The organism is Actinophytocola gossypii (genome assembly GCF_025165815.1).
Lineage (GTDB): Bacteria > Actinomycetota > Actinomycetes > Mycobacteriales > Pseudonocardiaceae > Actinophytocola > Actinophytocola gossypii.
In genome coordinates, this window is the sequence record NZ_JAFFZE010000012.1 from 88,759 (window position 1) to 109,939 (window position 21,181).

Here is a 21,181-nt window from a genome sequence, read left to right on the forward strand (position 1 = left end):
TCTCCCGACCGGAAGTCTTGACCAACGCCGCCGGGGGCGGGGCAACGAGCGCGGAACGGTTGGTTGTCCGGACATGTCCGAAGCGTGATCTACACCTACCGATCCGCCCAACGCCTCGCCTACCGACTCCGCTCGGCGTAGGCGTTCGCGCCATCCAGCACGTCCCGTGCGTACTCCGCCGACGGGTTGTAGGCCAGCACCGCCCGCCACCAACCGTCGCCGGTGGACAGGTCGCCGCCGGCCGCGCACAGGTACCGCCCGGCGGCCAGCGCGGCGTCGTCGAGGTCCTGCGGCTCGGCGACCCCGTCCCGGTCGCCGTCCACGCCGTAGGTGTCCCAGGTGGACGGAAGGAACTGGAGCGGGCCGACCGCCCGGTCCCACACCGGGTCGCCGTCGAGCGCGCCGCCGTCGGTGTCCGCGATCGCCGCGACACCGGGCGAGCCGTCCAGTGCGACGCCGACGATCGGGCGGTCCGGCCGGCCGTCCGCGTCGAGGACGCGACCGCCGTGCCGGCCGTGGTCGGACTCCACCCGCGCGATGCCGGCCAGGGTGACCCAGCTCAGCCCGCAGCCGGGCCGCTCGGCGGTGAGCCGGACCTCGGCGGCGGCGTAGGCGGTCAGCGCCCTCGGCGGGATCCCGGTCCTGGCCCCGACCTCGGACGCCCAGGCGGCGTAGGGGTCTGCGGCGGGGTCGGCGGCGGTCGGCGCGGGCGGAACCTCGGGCACCACGGCGGGCACGTCGGCCGGCACGCCGCCGGCGACCACCAGGGGCACGGTCGCCGGCGAGTGCGTCGCGGCGACCACGCCGACGACCGCGAGCGGGCCGGCGAGCCCGACCGCCGCCAGGGTCCACAGCAGGGCCGCGCGACGGCGGCCGGTCACGCCAGGTTGGGCAGCAGGCGCGCGGCGGCCTCGTACACGTACCAGAGGACGGCGAGCACCACCGGCACGCCGACCAGGTGGGTCTCCCAGCGGCCCCACCGCACCCTGGCCCAGGCCAGCGCGACGGCCACCACGACCAGCGCCTGGGTCCACAGCACGAACGGCAGCAGTGCCGGCCGGTCCGAGGCGAGCGACTGCTCCTCCGGCGGGATCAGGCCCGGCCGCTCAGCCGCGGGCTGGGGCTCGCCGTCGAGCAGCGCGTCGACGAACACGGTCCGCTCCGGCTGCAGGGGGTTGCCGCCCTCGACGGTGACCAGGGTGAGCCGGCTGCCGCCCTCGGTGACCGGCTCGATGTCCGGCAGCGGGTCGCCGTCGCGCCGCACGCCCTCCACCCGGTAGGTGAACTCGCCCTGGAAGGTGACCACGGTGATCGCCTGCCCCCGGCGCAGGTGCGGCAGGTCGGCGAAGGGGGCGCCGAACGTGGCGGCCCGGCCGTAGACCAGCGACACGCCCTGCTGGCCGGGCAGCACCGTGTCCCGGCGGTGGCCGGGCCCGGCCGTCAGGTCGTCGGAGCTGGTGCCCTCCACCACGACCTGACGCAGCTCGATCGCGGGGATCTCCAGTACCGCGATCGGCGCGCCGGCCGGGATCAGGGTGTCCTCGCCGTCGGCGTAGATCGGCGGCACGGCCCGGCTGATGATGCCGTCCTCGCTCTCCTCGCGGCCGGCGTAGGGCGGCACCGCCTCGGCGATCGGGCCGCGCAGCTCGGAGTACAGCACGTCCTGGTTGGCGTCCTGCTCCAGCGGCGTGAGCAGCACCAGGTACCCGGCGAAGCCGAGCACACCGGCGGCGAGCAGCGCGAACACCCGGGTGACGACCTTCGCCGCGAACGACTCCGGCCGCGCGGGCGGCGCGGGTGGCGCGGGTGGCGGCGGCGGTGCCACCGCCTCCTCGACCGCCGGCACCGCCTCGGCCGGCGGGCTCGCCTGGACGGTCATCGGCGCACCAGCCCGGCGAGCGCCCGGCGCAGCGGGTGGTCGGGGCGGGAGGCGACCTGGGTGCCGAACGCGACCAGCGCGGCCAGCAGGCCGAATCCGATGAGCAGCGGGATCGCCCAGCGGGCCAGCCAGGACTCCTCGCCCTCGGTCCGCGCGACCTGCGCCACCTCCTCCTCGGCGGACTCCGGCCCGGTGTCCTGGGGGCTGGTGGTCGTCTCGGGCGGCACGCCGCTGCCCGGGCCGGGTTCCTGGGCGGCCGGCAGGGCGTCCGGCGGGCCGTCGCCCAGCGGGCCGCCGGCGGGCGGCACCGGCACCCGGCCCTGCTGCTCGCGGACCGCGGCCGCGGCGTCCAGGGCCTGGCGGACCATGGCGGGCGGCAGCGGGTCGTAGCCGGGTGGCAGGTCGGCCAGCGTGTCGCCGGGAGTCTGCCCGTCGGTGGCCATGAACTCGATGAGGTCGGCGTAGCGGGCGGCGGTCGTCCGGTCCAGGCCCGAGGTCGGCGCGGCGGTGTAGGCGACCATGGTGCCGGGGTAGGCGCCGCCCGCGACGCGGCGGTGGTCGACGCGGACGGTGCCGCTCGTCGGGTCCTGCACGGCGGCGTTCAGCGCGGCCACCATGGTGCCGGGAGTGGGGGCGACCGGCCGGCCGGCCGAGTTGACCAGCCGCGCGGTGGGCAGCTCGTACAGGGCCGCGTGTGCCACGGTGGTGATCGCGAGCAGCGCCCGCTGGCCGTACTCGTCCGGGTTGTTCTCGACCTCCTCGAACACCACGTCCCTGGTGACGTTGTCACCGGGGAACTGCGGCTCGTCCGCCTGCTCGTCCTCGGGGATCGGCACCGAGTCGGACGCGCAGGCCGGGGTCGCCGAGCCGCGCCGGTCGAGCAGGGAGGTGGCGGACGACTCGGCCGAGTCCGTGATGTTCGCCAGCCGGGTGAGGTAGGGGGTGGCGAAGAACTCGTCGCAGGTGTCGCCGCCGCCGTAGACGAAGTAGCGGTTGTGGTCCGCAGTCTCGAGCCAGTTCGGCTTGCGCGGGGCCGGCGTGCGCACCCAGGTGTCGAGCAGGGTGTAGAGCTGCGTGGCCGCCGTCCCGCGCCACGCCGGGTTGACCCGCATGCCCCACCGGTCCGGCCGGCCGTCGAGCCAGGCACGCGCGGCGGGGTCGCTGGTGATGTACCGGAACAGCTCGAGGACGATGTCCGACTCCTCGGTGAAGATCACCGGGTTGCGGAGGTTCATCAGGTGCCCGGCGAGCGCCCCGTTCTCGTCGGTGAGCGCGACGTCCGGGTTGAGCTCGGCGAATTCGGGGTCGGCGAACAACCCTCGGGGGTTGTCGAGCAGGTACGGGTGGGCGACGTAGTAGGCCCTGGCGTCGGCGTCGTCGGTGATCTCCTGCTCGCCGGTGTATGGCTGTCGTCCCTCCCGGTCACGGGGCGGGATGACGGTCGGGTTGTAGCTCTGGGTGAGCAGCTTGGCGAGCAGTCGTGGGGACAGGGTCAGCCGCTGGACCTGACGGCCGTCGGCGCCGTCGACGGTGAACGCCACGGCGAACCCGGTCAGGGCGCTCGGCGCGTGCGCGACCGGCCTCGGAGAGCCGGTGACCGGCTGGGTGGTGTAGATCGCGTTCTGCTGGTACTCCGACCCGAGGCGGGTGGTGAACTGCCGTCGGGCCTCGTACTCGCCGCCCTGCGTGTAGACGGGCAGGTAGTCCGAGCGGCGGGCGCCGGTGCAGTAGGCGGCGCCCCAACGCTGCTGGGCGACGTCGATCAACTCGGAGCCGTAGGCCGGGATCGTCGGCCGGCTGTCCCGCACGTCGCAGGCCCGCAGGTCGGGGGCGAACGAGAGCGGGACGACGAACCGGTTCCCCCAGTTGGACTCGGCGAGCCAGGTATGAATGCCGACGAACTCGTTGGGATTGTTGGTGAAGTTGGGGCCGCCCGGCTCCGGACCGCTGGGGCCCTCCGAGCAGTCGTCCCGCGCGTCCTCGACACAGGGCAGGTCCATGATCGGCACGACGACGATCGAACAGGCCACGGTGTCGGTGCAACCCAGACTCGGCTGCGACGCCTGCTGACGGAGCTCGAACAGGAACTCGTTCCCGCCGTCCGGCCGGATCGGCACCGAGCGGGTGGCGATCCGGCTCGCGCCGGTCCAGGTCACGTCGGTCGGCGCGAAGCTCTTCAGGGTCGGCGTGTTGATGAGCGGGCCGCCGTCCTCGGTGCTCTCCCTACCGGACCACAGATAGCGGACACCGTCCGCAGCGACGAAGGGCTCCTGCTCGGCCCGGATCATGTTCCGAACCTGCTCGTCCTGGGTGTCACCGGGGTACGGGCGGGGCTCCGTTGGCCGGCTCTGCAGGTCGGACACCGCGCGCTGCTCGGGCGGTGCGGCGGTGTCGAAGCCGGAGTACCACCGCCCGCGATACCGGTTCAGGCACGTCTCGCGAGTCGGCTCGGTACCGCGGCACTGCATCACGACCACCGGGTACTCGATGAGCACCTCCTGCGAGGCGTTCGTGTTGTGACTCGCCTTGAACCCCTCCAGCTCGATCGCCACCTGCTGGCGGTCGAACAGGTCGGCGATCCGGTTCACCCGGACGGTCGCGGGCAGCACCTCGCCGGTGCCCTGGTTGGTGATGTCCTTGCTCTGCTCGAACGCCCAGTCGGCCTGCGCGTGCGCCGGCGCGGCGTCGGGCAGTACCGCGGCACCCGCGACCGGCGCCACGGCGAGCAGCAGCACCAGGCCGAGCCGGGCAGGACCGTTGCGGCGTCCCATGTCTTCTCCCCTCGTCACGTGCCCGTCACTCCGCCGCGTCCCGCCGCCTGCGCGCCGCGCGGGCCACGAACGGCGGCACCAGCAGCACCAGGAGCAGTTGCACGCCGACCAGCGCGCCGAGCAGGGTGGTCATGCCGTCGGACCGGAACGCGGCCAGCTCGGTGGCGCTGCCGGCGAGCGTGGACCCGTCGCCGGTGTCGCCCTCCGCGCCGATCGGCAGCCCGGTCTCCGGGTCGCGCTGGACCTCGCCGTCCCCGCCGCCGCCGTTCCCGTTCCCGCCGGCGCCGCCGTTCCCGCCGCCGCCGTTGCCGCCACCGCCGGCCGCGTTGCCGCCGCCACCACCACCGCCGGCGCCGCCACCGCCGCCCCCGCCCGGTGCGCACGGCCCCTGGCCGACCCGGTCGCAGGCGGGCGGCATCGGCGCCTCGCGGGCGAGCTTGTTGCTGGTCGGGTCACCGGGGTCGAACGTCGGGTTGCCGCACCGCGCGACGTCGGTGTCCTGGATCGTCGCGTGCGGGATCCGCTTCACCTGGTCGAACCCGGCGCGCACCAGGTTCGCCGGCAGCGGCGAGTAGCCGAGCGCCGGCATCGCGCGCTGGCCCTGGCAGAGGAAGTAGTACATGAAGTCGGACATGGTCCGGCCCTTGCCGGCGGTGATCCGGTGGTCGCCCCTGCCCTCCACCGGGATGATCGCGTACGAGTACGACGACAGCGGGTAGGTCCTCGGGTCGTCGAACCGGTACACCCGGTCGAGCACCTGGGTGAGGTAGTCCTGGTCGCGCGGGTTGTTGTTGATCTGCGCCTGGGTCAGCGCGACGGCCACGTTGAAGTGCGTCGGCTCGGTGTAGTACCCGCCGGCGTTGAGCACCTTGGCCACCGGGAAGTTCCGTGCGGTGGCGAAGGAGTACTCGACGTAGGTGATCGAGCCGTCGCCCGCCGCCGCGGAGACCGCGCCGGCCACCCGGTCCGAGCCGGTCTGCGAGGTCATCAGCGGCGCCCGGCCCTTGTTCACCGGGTAGTAGGACGTCAGCTCCTCGCACCGGCAGTACCCGCGCCAGATGTTCCGGTGCTCGATGTCCATCCACCGGGTGAACTGGGCGGTGGTGCCGGAGCCGTCGCCGCGCACGATCGGGATGATCGGCTTGCTCGGCAGCGCGCGGCCGTTGTTGTCCCTGGTGATCGCCGGGTCGCTCCAGTTCCGGATCGCGCCGGTGAAGATCTTCGCGATGGTCTCGCCGGACAGCCGCAGGCCCCGGTAGAGCTGGCCGCCGACCCGCAGGTGGTACATGAACGAGGTGCCGCCGGCGACGATCGGCATGTAGGCGTAGGCCCGGTTGTCGGAGTTGTCCGGCTGGCCCCGGTCGGTGCCCTGGTAGGGGATCTCCGAGACGCCGAAGTCGTTCTGCCCCTGGGCGAACGCGCGGCGCCCGGCCGAGGAGCCGATGCCGGAGTAGGACACGGTCATGCCGCGCGTGCGCACGTCCTGCACCCACTGGTCGAGCGCGTTCTGGCTCCACGTCGACCCGGAGCCGGTGATCGGCTCGTACGCGGGTTGCGCGGTGACGGCACCACCGCCGCCGGCGAGCAGCAGCGTCACCGCGACCGCCCCCACGGTCAGCGCGCGGCGCCAGGCGGTGAAGCGTTGCATCTGAACTCTCTTCCTCTCCTCGTGGTACGGCTAGCGCCGGTTCCGCCGGCCGGACGCGGCCAGCCGGGCGATCAGGAACACCAGCAGCACCAGGACCATCAGCACCGCGGCAGCACCGAACGCCCTGGTCTGGAACAGTGGCTCCGGCGAGCGCGCGAGCGTGTAGGCGAACAGCGGCAGCGACACCATCGGGCCCTCGAACGGGTTGGCGTTCATGAACGTGGTGTAGCCGGCGGTGATCAGCACCGGGGACGTCTCGCCGATGCCGCGGGCGATGCCCAGCACCATCGCGGTGACCAGGGCAGGCCGCGCGGTCGGCAGCACGACCTTGCGCACGGTCTGCCACTGGGACGCGCCGAGGGCCAGGCTCGCCTCGCGCAGCCCGCCGGGAACCACGCGCAGCACCACCTCGGCGGAGCGGGCGATGATCGGCAGCATCATCACGCTGATCGCCAGCGCCGCGGCGAACCCGTTGCGCTGGATGTCGAAGGTGAGCAGCAGGGCGATGTAGACGAACAGCCCGCACACGATGGACGGCAGCGCGGTCATCGCCTCGACGATGGTCCGGACGATCTTCGACAACCGGCCGCCGACCTCGGTCATGTAGACCGCGCACCCGATGCCGAGCGGCAGCGTGATGGAGATGGCGATGCCGATCTGGATCAGGGTGCCGACGATCCCGTGCAGCACGCCGCCGATGTCGAGCGGGTCCTGCGGGCCGGCGGTCAGGTCCTGGGTGAACAGGTTGAGGTGCGCCAGGGCGGGCGCGCCGCGGACGAACACGTAGACGATCGCGGTGGCCAGCGCGGAGCCGACGAGCAGCGCGCTGGTGCGGATCAGCACCCCGGCTACCCGGTCGGTGACCGCGGGCGACGGGTGCCGGTACCAGGACAGCAGCGCGTACAGCGCGACGAACGCCACGTACCAGCAGATGACGAAGCCGAGCACACCGGACAGCGGCAGCAGCCGGTCGTAGAGCAGCGACACCAGGGCGAGCGCGCCGAGCGCGGCACCGAGCGGCGCGACCCGGTCGTCGAGCGTCCGGCCGCGCAGGTCCCGGCGCACCTCCTCGGGTGGCGCGGGTTCGTCCGTCCTTTGTGGAGCCAACGTCGCGGTCATGGGCTCTCAGATCTCCGTGCTGGCGCCGCTGCGGCTGCGGGTCACGATGACCGCGGCGATGCTGTTGGTGATGAGCGTGACGACGAACAGCACGAGTCCGGCGGCGAGCAGGCCGGACAGCTGCAGGCCGGTGGACTCGCCGTAGCGGGTGGCGATCAGCGTCGGCACGGTGATCCCGCCGTTCTCCAGGATCTCCACCTTGATCTCGAACAGCGGCGCGAGGATCAGCACCACCGCGATCGTCTCGCCGAGTGCCCGGCCGAGCGCGAGCATGGTGCCGCCGACGATGCCGCCGCGCCCGAACGGCAGCACGACCGAGCGGATCATGCCCCAGCGGGTGGAGCCGAGCGCGTAGGCGGCCTCCCGCTCCCCCTGCGGCGCCTGGTCGAACACCTCGCGCATCACCATGCAGGCGTAGGGCAGCACCATGACCGCCACCACGATCGCGGCGATGATCGGGGAGGCGGTGTAGCGGCTCTGCGCGAACACCGCGGCGTCCGGGTCGGTGTCCACCGCGAAGATCGGGATCCAGCCGAACATGTCGTGGATCCAGCGGGAGACGAACACCATCTCCGGCTGGAGCAGGTAGGCGCCGACGAGGCCGTAGATGACGCTGGGCACCGAGGCCATCAGGTCGATCATCGCGATCAGCCAGCGCTTGGCGCGCGGCGCGGCGTACTCGGAGATGTAGAGCGCGGTGCCGAGCGCGAGCGGGAACGCCAGCACCATCGCCACCAGCGCGATCACGCCGGTGCCGAAGAGCACGGCGGCGATGCCGAGTACGCCGTTCTCCGGGTTCCACTCCTCGGTGGTGAAGAAGCCCCAGCCCCACTCCCGGAACGCGGGAACCGCCTCGATGGCGAGGAACACGCCGATGCCGCCCATGACGAGCAGCACCAGCACCCCGAAACCCCGTGCCATGCCACGGAAGACGCGGTCACCGAGGGTGCGGCCGACGCGCAGCCGGCGGGGACGGTCGATCAGGTCGGTCAACGGTAGGCCCTTCCGGTACCGGGTTTCGGCGCCGCACACAGCGAAGTGGGGCGCGGTGGCCGGACCCCGGCGACGCGGTGAACGAGACACGAACGCGGGAGCACGGAGTTCACGCTCCCCGCGACGGGCCGTAGCGCTCCCGCACCCGGTCCGGGATGGCGACAAGACCGAGCTGGATGTCGGCGCCCTCGGCGGCGCGGCAGAACCGCCGGGCGGCCCGCTGGGCGTCGAGGCGGCGGGCGAACCCGGACGTGGAGGCCGCGAGCGGGCCGGCGGTTCTGACCTCGTCGTGCATGCGCCAGTACCACTGCCGGTCCTCGGCGACGTGGAAGGTGAAGGCCGCGGCTGGCACGAGCTCGCGGGCGCGTTCGGCGTCGAGCACGGCCGCGCTCAGCGTCGGCGCGCCCGCGTGGGCGGCGCCGATGAGGCGGTTGTTGCCGCCGAGCAACATCCAGCCGTAGGAGTCGTCGGCTAATCGCCGGAAGCGGAACCGCGGTGACAAGTCGTCCCCCTGCCGATCTGTGTGGTCGACCTTTCACTCGGGCTATCGGGGGTCGAACCAACCGAACCGGACATCGCGGTGAACCAGACACGCCGCCGTAGTGAACCGGACACGATCAGTTATCGGTTACGTGCACGGCCATTCACGTTCGCCCAGTACGGGCCGGGCGGAAACAGACCGCTGGTTCCGTTCGTGCGGTTCTTCATGCGTCGTTCACCGGACCGGCGCCGGTTCGGCGCCTGGCCGGCACCGAGCCGGCAGATGCTCGTCGGCGTATGCGGATCGTGCAGCTGGCGAACTTCTACAGCCCCATCTCCGGCGGGCTGCGCACGGTCGTGGACACCCTCGGCCGCGGCTACGCCGCACTCGGCCACGAGCGCGTCCTCGTGGTGCCCGGTACCCGCGCCGCGCGGCGGCGGACCGAGACCGGGCTGGTGATCACCGTGCCCGGCGTGCCGGTCGGCGGCGGGTACCGGGTGATGCCCCGGTCCTCGGCGGTACTGCGGCTGCTCGACGCGCTGGCGGTGCGCCGGATGTCGGTCGAGGTGTCGGACAAGACCACGCTGCTCGCGGCCGGCGCGTGGGCCAGGGCGCGCGGGGTCGGCACGGTGCTGTTCTCGCACGAGCGGCTGGACCGGTGGATCGCCGCGCGGATGCCCCGGTTGTGGGGCGCCGGCGGTGCGCTGCTCGCGCCCGCGGTGCGCGGCTGGAACAAGGGCATCGCGTCCCGGTTCGACACGGTCGTGGTGACCAGCGGGTACGCGGAGCGCGAGTTCGCCGGTATCGAGGTCGCGCTGCGCCGGGTGCCGCTCGGCGTGGACCTGGCGACGTTCCGGCCCGGCCCGCGTGCCGCGACGACCGGGCCGGCGCGGCTGGTCTACGCGGGCAGGCTGTCCCCGGAGAAGAACCCGGCCGCGGTCGTCGGCGCGGTGCGCGAGCTGGTCGCGGCCGGCACGCCGGTGCGGCTGGACGTCTACGGGGACGGGCCGGAACGCGCGCCGCTGACCAGGCAGGCCGCGGACCTGCCGGTGACCTTCCACGGCCACGTCGGCGACCGGCACGCGCTGGCGGCGGCGCTGTCCCGGGCGGACGTGGCGTTCGCGCCGAGCGTCGCGGAGACGTTCGGGCTGTCCATCCTGGAGGCGATGGCGTGCGGCACCCCGGTGGTCACCTCGGTCACCGGCGGCGCCCCGGAGCTGCTGGCGCCCGGTGCCGGGGTCGCGGTCGAGGCGACGGCGGCCGGGCTGGCCGGCGGGGTGCGGGAGATCCTGTCCTGGCCAGCGCCCGCGCGGCGCGCCGCCGCCCGCGCGCGGGCCGAGCAGTTCCCGTGGTCGGCCACCATCTCGGCGATGGTGGACCTGCACCTCAGCCGCGGAGAAGAGCGGTGAGAAGGGTGCTGAGCGCGTAGGGAACGAGGTCGCGGCCCCGGCGGCACAGCCACGGCACGCCCTTGCACACCAGCCACGACCAGTGCGCCAGCGGTCCGGCCGGGCGGCCGCCCGCGCAGTCCAGCGACACCTCGGCCGCCGAGAGGCCGGCCTCGGCGACCCTGGCCGCGATGGCGCCGGCGAGCATCCGGTGGCCGAGCTCGGACGGGTGCAGCCGGTCCACCGACCACGCCGCGGGCTGGTAGATGCCGGGCAGCGCGCCCAGGTCGACGCACGCGATCCCGCGCCGGGCGGCGACGCCGTCGAGGACCGCGTTCAGCTCGGCGATCCGGGCGGCGAGCGCGCGGCGCAGCGGACCCGGCAGCCGGAACACCCGGTGGTGCTCGTGGTACCGGACGGTGATCACCAGTGCGCCGGCGGCCAGCAGGGACCCGACCGTGTGGTCGAGGTCGGCGGTGAGCCGCGCGGGGTCGAAGTCCGAGCGCATGGTGTCGTTCATGCCGGCGACCACCACGGCCACGTCCGGGCGCAGCGCCAGCGCCTCGGGCAGCTGGTCCGTCCGCACCCCGCCGACCCGGGCGCCGCTGACCGACAGGTTGGTCAGCCGCGCTCCGCCGAGCGCCTCGGCGAGCAGCGGCGCGAACCCGCGCCAGCCGCCGTCCAGTGCCGGATCGCCGATGCCGACGCCGACCGAGTCGCCGAGGACGGCGACGGTCCGTACGGAGGCGGGTGCCCGAACCGCGTCAACCAGCACGGGAGCACGATCCCCCGCCGATGCGCACAACCGGTGATGACCCGGTGAGCAGGGAGCGAAATCCTGCTAAAAGGGCGAGTTCCCCGCCACCAGGTCACGTACTACTGTGTCCACATAGGACTGCGCGAGCCGGAACAGGTGCGGCCCGAGGGAGATCCGGGCGACCCCGGCCGCCCGCAGGGTGGCCATGGCCGGCCCGCCCGGCGCCAGGATGGCGTTGACCGGGGCCGGCCGGACGGCGTCGACGAACGCGGCGAGCACCTCGGCGTCCCGGACCATGATCGGGTACACGCAGTCGGCACCAGCGGCCAGGTAGGCCAGGGCCCGCTCGATCCCGTCGGTCAGTACTGTCCGCTGGTCCTCGGCGCGCAGGAACACGTCGACCCTGGCGTTGAGCACCAGGTCGCCCGCCGCGCGCAGACCGGCGAGGTAGCTCGCCTGCCGGTCCGGGTCGACCAGCTCGCCGGCCACGGAGTCCTCGACGTTGCAGCCGGCCGCGCCCGCGGCGGCGAGCCGGTCCGCCAGCTCGGCCGGGGCGAGCCCGTAGCCGGCCTCGACGTCGGCGGTGACCGGCACGTCGACCGCGGCCGCGATCCGGCCGATCGCGGCGAACATCACGTCCGGCGGGGTGCCCTCGTGGTCCGGGAAGCCGAGCGACTCCGCCACCGCGGCCGAGCCGGTCGCGACGGCGGGCAGGCCGGCCCGCTCGACCAGGCGCGCGGACGCCGCGTCCCAGGCGTTGGGCAGCAGCAGCGGGTCGCCCGGCACGTGCAGGGCACGCAGCCGGGCGGTGTGGGTCGGCATGCCCCGGATCATGTATCACCCGGTCGGTGTCGGGGCGCGCGGGTAGGGTGGCGTGCCATGTCCACGGATGCGCTCGAGCCCGATCGGGCGGCGGACGAGGCGCGCCGGCTCAAGTTGTACGCCTACCTGGACGCGCGGGAGCACCGCCGCACCTACCTGGCGATCATGCGGCTGTTCGCGTCGACGCTGCTCGCCGACCTGTCCGCCGGGGAGGTGTCGGCCGCGCTCGCCGCCGCCGAGCGCCGGGGTGACGTGCCGCCGGGCGAGGCGCGGGTGGAGACCGTGATCGTGCGGCTCAAGCAGCTGGTCGAGTGGGGCAACCTGGTCGCGGGCCGGCGCGAGGTCGTGGCGTCGAGCATCGCGGAGTTCCAGCACGGCAGCGTGCGGTACCAGGTGTCCAAGCTCGGGGTGCGGGTGCAGCGGGCCGCCGACGAGCTGCTGCGCACCGCGGAGGGCGCCCGCGAGGTGTCCCGCGAGCTGCTGCCGGCCATCGCCGCCGGTTTGGACGAGATGCTGTGCCGGCTCGCCTCGGCCACGCTCGAACACGGCCGCGACCCGCGCTCGGCCGCCGCGCGCCGGGCCACCGAGCGGCTGGCCGAGCAGGTCACCACGCTGTTCCTGCAGCACGGCGAGCTGGCCGCGACGGTCCGGGACTTCTACGCCTACCTCGGCCAGGTGGTCACCCGGTACCACCTGGTGGCCGACGAGATCTCCGGGTTCCGCAACCTGCTCGTCGAGTACATCCAGAAGGTCGTCGAGGACGTGCTGCGGCACACCCCGGCGATCGCGGAGGTGCTCACCCGCGCCGAGTTCGCCGGCGCGGTCCGCGAGCTGCTGACGCTGCTCACCCCGGCCGGCTCGCTCGGCGCCGACCTGGAACGGGCGCGGGGCCGCCGGCACGAGGACTGGGTGGAGCTGACCGACTGGTTCGTCGACCGCCCCGGCCGGCCGAGCCAGGTCACCGCGCTGCGCGAGGCCACCGCCCGCGCGATCGGCACCCTGCTCGCCACGGTCAAGCGCGCGACCTCCGGCGGGGGCCCCGAGCCCGGGCGGCGCGCCGAGCTGCTCCGGCTGGCCAAGTGGTTCGACGAGGCCACCCCCGACCAGGCGAACACGCTGGCCGCCGCCGCGTTCGGCCTGTACTCGGCGCGTTCCCTGCTGCCCGCCCCCGAGCACGACGGCGGCGACGACGAACGCACCGCGTGGGCCGACGGCCCGGTGCTCGACGTGACGGTGAGCGTGCGCGGCCGGGGCGACCGGGGCGCGCGCGGCCGCACGTCCCGGATCCTCGACGACCCGCTCGGCCGCGAGCAGCTGCTGGCCGAGGCCCGCCGCGACGACGCCCGGCACGCCGACGCGCTGGCCGAGCTGGCCGCCGCGCACGGGCGGCTGGACCGGGTCACCCTCTCCCCCGACGCCCTGGGCACCCTGTGCGGCCTGCTCACCGACGCGATGGCGCAGCGCGAGCGGGTGACCGACACCGGCTCCTCCGGCGACCCGGTCGGCGGCCTGCGCCTCACCGTGCGCCCCGAACCCGGCCGCACCCAGACCATCCGCACCCGCACCGGCACCCTGCAGCTCCACGACACCACCGTCGAGGTGACCTCGTGAGGCGGAGCGGGTCGTGAGACACCTTCTGACAACCTCCGGAACCGTCACCTCAGGGGAACGGGACGCAAGCCAGCCACAAGTACGTGACCAGGCCGAACACCCCCTCCTCAACGCGACCAACAGGGATAAGTCCGGAGAGGCGGAACTGTGAGCGCGGACGTGTTGGACCGGCTCGGCGAGATCGACCAGGCGGACGTGGTGCGGTGCGCCAGGGTGCTGCTGCGGCGGCCGCTGCTGCGCACGGGCGGACCCGAGGCCGACCTGCTCCCGCTGGTCCACCGGCACCGGGCGGCGCTGACCGAGCTGTTCGCCGGCACGCTGGGCTACCGGCTGGTCGTGGAGCGGCGGTTCGCGCGGCTCTACAAGACGGGCCCCGGTCAGGACCCGACCCGCGGCGAGCCGACGTTGAGCCCGCGCGGCTACGCCTACCTCGCGCTCGCCCTCGCCGCGCTCACCACCGTCGGCCAACAGACGCTGCTGTCCCGCCTGGTCACCGACATCCGCACGGCCGCGGGCCAGGCCGGCATCGCGGTCACCGACGACCTGGGCGACCTGCGCGCGATCGCGGCCGCGTTGCGGTACCTGGTCTCCCTCGGCATCCTGACCGAGATCGAGGGCACCGTGACCGGGCTGTCCGACGGCACCGACGAGGCCCTGCTGACCGTCGACACCACGCTGCTCGGCCAGCTCGTCACCGGCCCGATCGGGTCCGCGCGGTCGGCCACCGAGCTGGTCCGGCTGGCCGCCCGGCCCGGTCCTCGCGGTGTCGAGCACACCGTGCGCCGCCGGCTGGTGGAGAACCCGGTGACGCACTACGCCGACCTCACCGACGAGGAGGCCACCTGGCTGCGCCGGCGCGCGCGGTCGGAGTCGCGGCTGCTGGAGCGCTGCTTCGGGCTGGTCACCGAGACCCGGCTGGAGGGCGTCGCGGTCACCGATCCGGAGGACTACCTGACCGACATCGCCTTCCCCGGGCAGTCGACGGTGGCCAGGGTCGCGCTGCTGGCCCTGCCGAGGCTGCTGGAGGGCGAGCGGGACGAGCACGGCTGGGTGCCGGTGCGGCTGGAGCGGGTCGCCAGGGTGTGCCGGGAGCTGGTGGAGACCTACCCGGCGGCGTGGTCCAAGCAGACCAGCGTGCCGCGCCTGGTCGACGACGTGCTGCACCTGCTGGCCGCGCTCGGCCTGGCCAGACCGGGCGGCGACGACTGGCGGATCAGCCCGGCCGCGCACCGCTGGGCACCCGCACCCGACGCCACCCCCCGGCACGGCGAGCCGGAGGAGTCTGCCCCCGAGCCGGTGCAGGGGTGGTCGCTGTTCGACGAGGGGGAACCGACGTGAGATGGCAACTGCACCGCGGCGGGATCGTCAACGTCTGGCAGTACTCGGTGGAGACGTTCGACCTGTCCGGCGGGCGGGTGATCTTCCAGGGCACCAACGGGTCCGGCAAGTCCAGGACGCTGGAGCTGCTGCTGCCGCTGTGCCTGGACGGCGACCTGCACCAGATCGGCTCCAAGGGCTACGACACGGTCAGCATGCGCCGGCTGATGCTCGACGACTACACCGGCGGCCCGAATCGGATCGGCTACGCCTGGATCGAGCTGCGCCGCGAGGTCGACGGGCGGCCCGAGTACCTCACCTCGGGGATCGGCATCAAGGCGTCGGCGACCTCCCAGCAGATCAACGACTCCTGGCGGTTCGTCACCGATCGCCGCGTCGGCCGGGACTTCGAGCTGGTCGCCGACGGAACCCCGGTCGGCGCGACCCAGCTGCGCGACCTGATCGGCGCGGACTGCCTGCACGACGAGGAGCCGTTCCGCGCGCGGATCTCCGAGCTGGTGTACGGGATCCCGGCCACCCGCTACGCCGACCTGCTGCACCTGCAACGCACGCTGCGCAACCCGGACGTCGGGCTGAAGGTCCTGGAAGGGCAGCTGGAGCAGATCCTGTCCGACTCGCTGCCGCCGCTGGACCCGGCCGTGGTGGAGCGGCTGGCCAGCTCGTTCGAGGACCTGGAGTCCATTCGGGACAACATCCGCGGCCTCGCCGCCGCGGACGCCGCGCTCGGCCGGTTCCTCACCGGGTACGCCGGCTACGCCTACGGCTCCCTGCGCACCACCGGGAAACGCGCCGCCGACGCCACCCGGGAACTGGGTTCGGCCCGCGCCGAGATCGAGCGGCTGGTCACCCGGCTGCGCGACGAGGAGGCCGCGGCGGAGAAGTCGGAGACCGAGGTCGCCCAGCTGGAGGAGCGGGAGACCACGCTCGAGGGCCGGATCGACGACCTCAAGACCTCCCCGCTGTACGACAGCGTGCGCGACCTGGCCGACCGCAAGCGCGTGGTGCAGGCCGCCCGCTCGGCCGCGGTCAGCGCGCTGCGGCAGCTGCGTACCCAGCGCGAGCACACCGAGCAGCTGGTCGACTCGGTGCTCGCCGAGCTGGACCGGTACCGCGACGACACCGCGCAGGCCGTCGACCTCGCGGTGACCATCGCCGAGCGGATGCGGGAGGCCGGCCTCGACCCCCGCCTGACGCCGACCGTGCCGCAGGCCCCGTACGGCGAGGCCACCGAGGTGCACGAGACCGGCCGCGCGACCCTCGACCCGGACGCCGCGCCGACCGAGCTGACCCGCCGGCTGCCGCCCACCCTCGACCCGGACGCGCTGCGGGCGGCGCTGGCCGAGGCGGGCGAGCAGGCGTCCCGAGCCGCGAGCGCGCTCGCCGAGCGGTGCGCGGTGACCCTGTCGCTGCTGGAGCGGGCCACCGAGCTGGAGACCGAACGCACCGAGCTGGGCCGGCGTCAGCAGGAGGCGCGGGCCGCGCAGCTCAACGCGACCGAGGCGGCCGGGCGGCGGAACGAGGCGGCCCAGCACCTCGACGACGTCGCGCACACCTGGTTCGACGCGGTCACCCGGTGGACGGCCGACATCCCGGAGGACGCGCCGGAGCTGGCGCCGCCGCCGGTGGCCGAGCTGGTGGCCGACCAGGACGCGTCCGGGCGGGCGACCGAGCGGGCGCACGCGTGGCTGCGCGGCCGACTGCCCGCACTGCACGCGGAGGTCGGCCGCACCAAGCACCTCGTCGACGACCTGGACAAGCGGATCGCCGTCGCCACCGAGGAGCTGACCGCGCTCCGGTCCGGTGTGGACACCCACCCGGAGCGGCCGGCGTTCGCCACGGCGGAGCGGGATCCGGCGAGTGGGGCGGCGTTCTACCGGCTGGTGGACTTCGCGTCCGATGTGGACGATCCGGCGCGGGCGGGGTGCGAGGCGGCCCTGGAGTCGTCCGGGCTGCTGACCGCGTGGGTCACCGCCGACGGCACGCTGGCCGACCCGGCGCGGCCCGACCTGACCGCGGTGGTGGCGGGCGATGCGGCGTCCGGACCGTCGCTGGCCGACGTGCTGGTGCCGGCCGTGCCGCCGGACTCGCCGGTCTCCCCCGAGGTCGTCGGCCGGCTGCTGGACCGGATCGCGCTCGGGGCGAGTGCCACCGGGCTCGCGGTGTCGACGGACGGGAGCTGGCGGGCGGGTGTGCTGGCCGGGGCGTCGGCCAAGCCGGCGGCGGAGTTCGTCGGCGCCGGCGCGCGGGAGTCGGCGCGGCACCGGCGGATCGAGGAGCTGGTGGCGACCGTCGACCGGCTGACCGGCGAGCGCGACGAGGCGGTGGCGGCGCTCGCCACCGCGCGCGAGCAGGCGGCGTCGTGGGAGCGGCACATCGACGCGTACCCGGACGACCGGGCGCTGCTGACCGCGCACGTCACCGTCCGCGGCGCCGCGGACGCCGCCGACGACGCGGCCGGCCGCGCGCTCGCCGCCCGCGACGGGCACGGCGCCGCGGCCGACCGGCACCGCTCGCGGCAGGACGAGCTGGTCGCCGACGCGCGGACCGCCGGCCTGGACGCGTCGCCGGAGTCGCTGCGCCAGGCCAGGACCTCCGCGCTGGACGCCCGGTCCGCGGCGGACGCGCTGGTCACCGCGCTGACCCGGCGGTGCGCGGGCGCGGTCGACACGCTGGCGAAGGCGGTGGCCAACCACGCCAGGGCGGCCGAGGAGCTGGCCGAGGTCGCGGCCGGCGCGGAGCGGGCCTGCCTTGACCACGCCAACGAGTCCACCGGCTACGACGAGCGGGTCCGCGCCATCGGCGGCGCCGCCGAGCAGCTGGAGCGCGACCTGGCGTCGGCCGAGGAGGAGCGGACCGGCGTGCGGCAGCGGCTGCCCGGCGCGCGGCAGCAGGCCACCGAGGCCAGGGTGAAGGCCGGCAAGACCCAGACCCAGATCGACACCCGCGAGGCCAGGCTCGCCGAGCTGGTGGAGCGGGAGTCCGCCGCGCGCCGCCGGTTCCGGGACGCGCTGGGCGCCGACGGCGTCTGGGCGGCGGCGGTGGACGCGCCCCGCCCGGACGACGACGAGGCGGCGTTCGCCGCGCTGACCTCGGCGCCGCGCGATCCGGTCAGCGAGGACGCGGTGCTGAACAACCTGCAGGCGCTGCAGACCGCGCTGGCCGGCAGCCACGACATCGTGGCCCAGCGCAGCGCCGACATCCTCACCGTGACGGTGACCGGCGCGCACGGCCCGCAGCCGGTGGCCGAGGCGGCGCGGGACGTGGCCACCCGGCTGGCCACCCAGCGGGACCTGCTGTCCGAGGAGTACCAGTCGGTCTTCGACGCGTTCATGCTCCGCGACCTGGCCGACAAGCTGGCCACCCAGATCGCGGTCGCCGACGACCTGTGCCGGCGGATGAACGACACCCTCGACGTGGCCCGCTCCAGCCAGGGCGTGCACGTGCGGCTGGAGTGGCAGCCCGCGCCGGACCTGGACGAGGAGATGCGGCACGCGCTGACGCTGGTCCGCACGCCGTTCGCCGACCGGGGCCAGGGTGAGGACGAGCGGCTGCGCCAGGCGCTGACCGACCGGATCACCGCCGAACGCGACGGCCACTCCGGCGACTACGCCGAGGTGCTCGGCCGGGCGTTGGACTACCGCTCCTGGTACCGGTTCACCGTGCGGGTCCGCGACGACGGCCCCGACGGCGCGCCGCGCACCCGGCGGATGCGCCAGCTCTCCTCCGGCGAGACCCGGCTGATCTCGTACGTCACGCTGTTCGCGGCCGCGTCGGCGTTCTACGACGCGGTGAGCGCCGGCGCGGAGCGCCCGCCGGTCCGGCTGGTCCTGCTGGACGAGGCGTTCGAGCGGCTGGACGAGCCGACGATCGCGCGGATGCTCGGGCTGCTGGTCGACCTGGACATGGACTGGATCATCACCTGGCCGAGCGGCTGGGGCCTGTCGGAGAAGATCCCGCGGATGCACATCTACGACGTGCTCCGGCCCAAGGGCGGCCGCGGCATCGCCTGCACGCACGCGATCTGGACCGGCAACGCGCTGACCGAGGACCGTTGAGCGCATGGACCAGCCGGCGGTGCTGCCGCTCGACGACTACCGCGCGGACCTCGCGACGGTGGGCGGCAAGGGTGCCTCGCTCGCCCGGCTGACCAGGGCCGGGCTGCCGGTGTCGCCGGGCTTCCACGTCACCACGCACGCGTTCCGGACGGGCACGGTGCCGGCGGCGGAGATCGCGGCGGCTTACGCCGCGCTCGGCGGCGGCCCGGTCGCGGTGCGCTCGTCGGCGACCGCCGAGGACCTGCCGGAGCTGTCGTTCGCCGGCCAGCACGACACGTTCCTGGACGTGACGGGAACCGAGGCGGTGACCGACGCGGTCGCCCGTTGCTGGGCGTCGCTGTGGACCGAGCGCGCGGTGGCCTACCGCGCCCGCAACGGGATCCCCGAGGACGGACTGGCGCTCGCGGTCGTGGTGCAGCGCATGGTGCCGGCGGAGGTGTCCGGCGTGCTGTTCACCGCGAACCCGGTCACCGGCGCGCGGGACGAGACCGTGATCGACGCCGCGCCCGGCCTGGGGGACACGCTGGTCGGTGGGGAGGTCACCCCGGACACGGCGGTGGTGTCCGGCGGGCGGGTGACGTCCCGGACGAACCCGCTGCTCGACGAGGCCCGGGCGCTGGAGCTGGCCGCGCTCGGCCGGCGGATCGAAGAACTGTACGGCCTGCCGGTGGACGTCGAGTGGGCACTGCACGACGGACGGGTCGCGGTCCTCCAGGCCCGCCCGGTGACCACCATGCGCGAGTCCTGGAACGACAGCCTGCTCGGCGACTACATGTGGACGTCGGCGAACCTCGGCGAGGGCATCCCGAGCGTGATGACCCCGGCGACCTGGTCGGTGGCGCTGCCGCTGATCCCGCCGCCGGTCGGGCCGCACCCGACGGCCGGGCGGATCGGCGGTCGGTACTACCTGAACCTGAGCACCGCGCTGGCGGCCGGCGCCGCGCTCGGCCTCGGGCGGCTGGTGCGCCGCGCGAACGAGGCGACGCTCGGTCCGCTCCCGCCGGGTGTCGAGGTACCGCCGCTGCCGATGTCCCGCGCGGCGATCGTCCTGGCCGCGGTCCGGGCGGCGGTGCCCATGGTGCGGGCCTCGGCGGTCTACCGGCGGCGGCTGCCGGAGCTGGTGGCCGCGAACCCGGCGCACTGCCGCGCGCTGCGCGAGCGGATCGCGGTCGCGGACGCCGACGGACTGCGCGCGCTGTGGCGGTCGGAGGTGGCGGTGCTGCTGCGGGAACGGTGCCCGGCCTTCGAGGCGGGCGCCCGCTCGGTGCTGGGCGGCCACCGGCTCGCGGCCCGCCTGCGCCGGCTCGTCGGTGACCAGGACGCCACGGCGCTGCTGACCGGTCTGCACGGCGCCGGGGACTCGCTGGAGAGCCTCGGCCCGGTGCTCGGGCTGGCCGCGGTGCGCCGGGGCACGCTGTCCCGCGCGGAGTTCGTCGCCGCGTGGGGGCATCGCGGGCCGGACGAGTTCGAACTGTCCGCACCCCGGCCGGCGGAGGACCCGGGGTGGCTGGACCGTCAGCTGACCGCCGAGCAGGGCACCGATCCGGAGGAGCTGCTGGCCAGGCAGGCCGAGGTGCGCGCGGCGGCCTGGCGGCGGCTGGAGTCCCGGCACCCGCGCAAGGCCCCCGGCCTGCGTCGGGCGCTGGCCCGCGCGGCGGCGTCCGGCCGGAACCGGGAGCGCGCCCGTTCGGAGTTCGTCCGATCGTTCTGGGTGTTCCGTGCGTTCTTCCTCCGCGCGGCCGAGCTGACCGGCGAGGACACGTTCTTCCTGAGCGTGGACGAAACGCTGGCCCTGCTCGGCGGCGACCGGACCGCCGCGCCGGCGATCCAGGAGCGCCGGGCGCGTTACGAGCGGTACCGCGCGCTGCCGCCGTACCCGACGTTCATCCGCGGCCGCTTCGACCCGGAGTCCTGGGCCGCCGGCGACGACCGCCGCGGCGACGTGTGGGACGAGACCGCGACCCCGCCCCCGGCGGACGACGCGATCGCCGGGCACCCGGGTGGCGCAGGCGTGGTCACCGGCACCGCCCGGGTCGTGTCGACCGTCGAGGAGGCGGAGGCGCTTCGCCCCGGCGAGGTCCTGGTGGCGCCGCTGACGAACGTGGGCTGGACGCCGCTGTTCCCGCGGGCCGCCGCGGTGGTCACCGACGTCGGCGCGCCGCTGTCGCACGCCGCGATCGTGGCGCGGGAGCTGGGCATCCCGGCGGTGGTCGGCTGTGGCAACGCGACCACCCGGATCCGGACCGGTGACCGCGTGCGGGTCGACGGGGCCGCGGGCACTGTGGTCCCGCTCCACGAGGCATAGAACGGCGCTGGCCC

The 21,181-nt window shown here is 74.7% G+C and carries 14 protein-coding genes; 5 read left to right on the top strand and 9 right to left on the bottom strand.

Annotated elements, in window-relative coordinates; all coding sequences use genetic code 11:
* Positions 1-119: 119 nt before the first annotated feature.
* From JT362_RS14350 to JT362_RS14380, 7 genes are all read right to left on the bottom strand, one after another.
* The gene (locus tag JT362_RS14350) at positions 120-881 is read right to left on the bottom strand and encodes a lytic transglycosylase domain-containing protein (protein WP_260191688.1); all 762 of its coding nucleotides are present in this window, start codon (positions 879-881) and stop codon (positions 120-122) included.
* Complete coding sequence (locus JT362_RS14355) at positions 878-1,879, bottom strand: sortase (RefSeq protein WP_260191689.1); 1,002 nt, start codon at positions 1,877-1,879, stop codon at positions 878-880. Before JT362_RS14355 ends, JT362_RS14350 begins: the two co-directional genes overlap by 4 nt.
* Complete coding sequence (locus JT362_RS14360) at positions 1,876-4,650, bottom strand: hypothetical protein (protein ID WP_260191690.1); 2,775 nt, start codon at positions 4,648-4,650, stop codon at positions 1,876-1,878. Before JT362_RS14360 ends, JT362_RS14355 begins: the two co-directional genes overlap by 4 nt.
* Before the next feature lie 25 nt (positions 4,651-4,675).
* Complete coding sequence (locus JT362_RS14365; protein WP_260191691.1) at positions 4,676-6,298, bottom strand: phosphate ABC transporter substrate-binding protein PstS; 1,623 nt, start codon at positions 6,296-6,298, stop codon at positions 4,676-4,678.
* 30 nt (positions 6,299-6,328) lie between these two features.
* Complete coding sequence (gene pstA / locus JT362_RS14370; protein ID WP_260191692.1) at positions 6,329-7,417, bottom strand: phosphate ABC transporter permease PstA; 1,089 nt, start codon at positions 7,415-7,417, stop codon at positions 6,329-6,331.
* Positions 7,418-7,423: 6 nt separating this feature from the next.
* Positions 7,424-8,410: a phosphate ABC transporter permease subunit PstC gene (pstC, locus tag JT362_RS14375; RefSeq protein ID WP_260191693.1), complete on the bottom strand. Its 987-nt coding sequence runs from the start codon at positions 8,408-8,410 to the stop codon at positions 7,424-7,426.
* 109 nt (positions 8,411-8,519) lie between these two features.
* Entirely contained in the window at positions 8,520-8,861 is a 342-nt protein-coding gene (locus JT362_RS14380) for a hypothetical protein (RefSeq protein WP_260191694.1), read from the bottom strand.
* Between the two features lie 326 nt (positions 8,862-9,187).
* On the opposite strand from JT362_RS14380, the gene JT362_RS14385 reads away from it, so the two are divergent.
* Positions 9,188-10,300 carry a glycosyltransferase gene (locus JT362_RS14385; protein ID WP_260191695.1) on the top strand — a complete coding sequence of 371 codons (1,113 nt, stop codon included), beginning with the start codon at positions 9,188-9,190 and terminating at the stop codon, positions 10,298-10,300.
* On the opposite strand, the gene JT362_RS14390 is transcribed toward JT362_RS14385, so the two are convergent.
* Both JT362_RS14390 and JT362_RS14395 read right to left on the bottom strand, forming a co-directional pair.
* Positions 10,278-11,054 (bottom strand): SGNH/GDSL hydrolase family protein, encoded by a 777-nt coding sequence (locus JT362_RS14390; protein ID WP_260191696.1) that lies wholly within the window; start codon positions 11,052-11,054, stop codon positions 10,278-10,280. The two genes, JT362_RS14385 and JT362_RS14390, sit on opposite strands and share 23 nt — an antisense overlap.
* Before the next feature lie 66 nt (positions 11,055-11,120).
* Positions 11,121-11,858 (bottom strand): isocitrate lyase/PEP mutase family protein, encoded by a 738-nt coding sequence (locus JT362_RS14395; RefSeq protein ID WP_260191697.1) that lies wholly within the window; start codon positions 11,856-11,858, stop codon positions 11,121-11,123.
* Positions 11,859-11,915: 57 nt separating this feature from the next.
* Between JT362_RS14395 and JT362_RS14400 the strand changes: the two genes are divergently transcribed.
* The 4 genes from JT362_RS14400 to JT362_RS14415 all read left to right on the top strand — a co-directional run bounded on the left by JT362_RS14400 (position 11,916) and on the right by JT362_RS14415 (position 21,167).
* Positions 11,916-13,469 carry a TIGR02677 family protein gene (locus JT362_RS14400; RefSeq protein ID WP_260191698.1) on the top strand — a complete coding sequence of 518 codons (1,554 nt, stop codon included), beginning with the start codon at positions 11,916-11,918 and terminating at the stop codon, positions 13,467-13,469.
* A gap of 147 nt (positions 13,470-13,616) precedes the next feature.
* The gene (locus tag JT362_RS14405) at positions 13,617-14,807 is read left to right on the top strand and encodes a TIGR02678 family protein (RefSeq protein ID WP_260191699.1); all 1,191 of its coding nucleotides are present in this window, start codon (positions 13,617-13,619) and stop codon (positions 14,805-14,807) included.
* Entirely contained in the window at positions 14,804-18,862 is a 4,059-nt protein-coding gene (locus tag JT362_RS14410) for a TIGR02680 family protein (protein ID WP_260191700.1), read from the top strand. The genes JT362_RS14405 and JT362_RS14410 overlap by 4 nt, the downstream gene beginning before the upstream one ends.
* 4 nt (positions 18,863-18,866) lie before the next feature.
* The gene (locus tag JT362_RS14415; protein WP_260191701.1) at positions 18,867-21,167 is read left to right on the top strand and encodes a PEP/pyruvate-binding domain-containing protein; all 2,301 of its coding nucleotides are present in this window, start codon (positions 18,867-18,869) and stop codon (positions 21,165-21,167) included.
* Positions 21,168-21,181: the final 14 nt, after the last annotated feature.

What these genes read in the sequence shown, in the direction of transcription:
- JT362_RS14355 (WP_260191689.1), bottom strand. Translation starts at nt 1,879, where the DNA reads ATGACCGTCCAGGCGAGCCCGCCGGCCGAGGCGGTGCCGGCGGTCGAG.
- JT362_RS14360 (WP_260191690.1), bottom strand. Translation starts at nt 4,650, where the DNA reads ATGGGACGCCGCAACGGTCCTGCCCGGCTCGGCCTGGTGCTGCTGCTC.
- JT362_RS14365 (WP_260191691.1), bottom strand. Translation starts at nt 6,298, where the DNA reads ATGCAACGCTTCACCGCCTGGCGCCGCGCGCTGACCGTGGGGGCGGTC.
- pstA (WP_260191692.1), bottom strand. Translation starts at nt 7,417, where the DNA reads ATGACCGCGACGTTGGCTCCACAAAGGACGGACGAACCCGCGCCACCC.
- JT362_RS14380 (WP_260191694.1), bottom strand. Translation starts at nt 8,861, where the DNA reads ATGTTGCTCGGCGGCAACAACCGCCTCATCGGCGCCGCCCACGCGGGC.
- JT362_RS14385 (WP_260191695.1), top strand. Translation starts at nt 9,188, where the DNA reads ATGCGGATCGTGCAGCTGGCGAACTTCTACAGCCCCATCTCCGGCGGG.
- JT362_RS14395 (WP_260191697.1), bottom strand. Translation starts at nt 11,858, where the DNA reads ATGCCGACCCACACCGCCCGGCTGCGTGCCCTGCACGTGCCGGGCGAC.
- JT362_RS14400 (WP_260191698.1), top strand. Translation starts at nt 11,916, where the DNA reads ATGTCCACGGATGCGCTCGAGCCCGATCGGGCGGCGGACGAGGCGCGC.
- JT362_RS14415 (WP_260191701.1), top strand. Translation starts at nt 18,867, where the DNA reads ATGGACCAGCCGGCGGTGCTGCCGCTCGACGACTACCGCGCGGACCTC.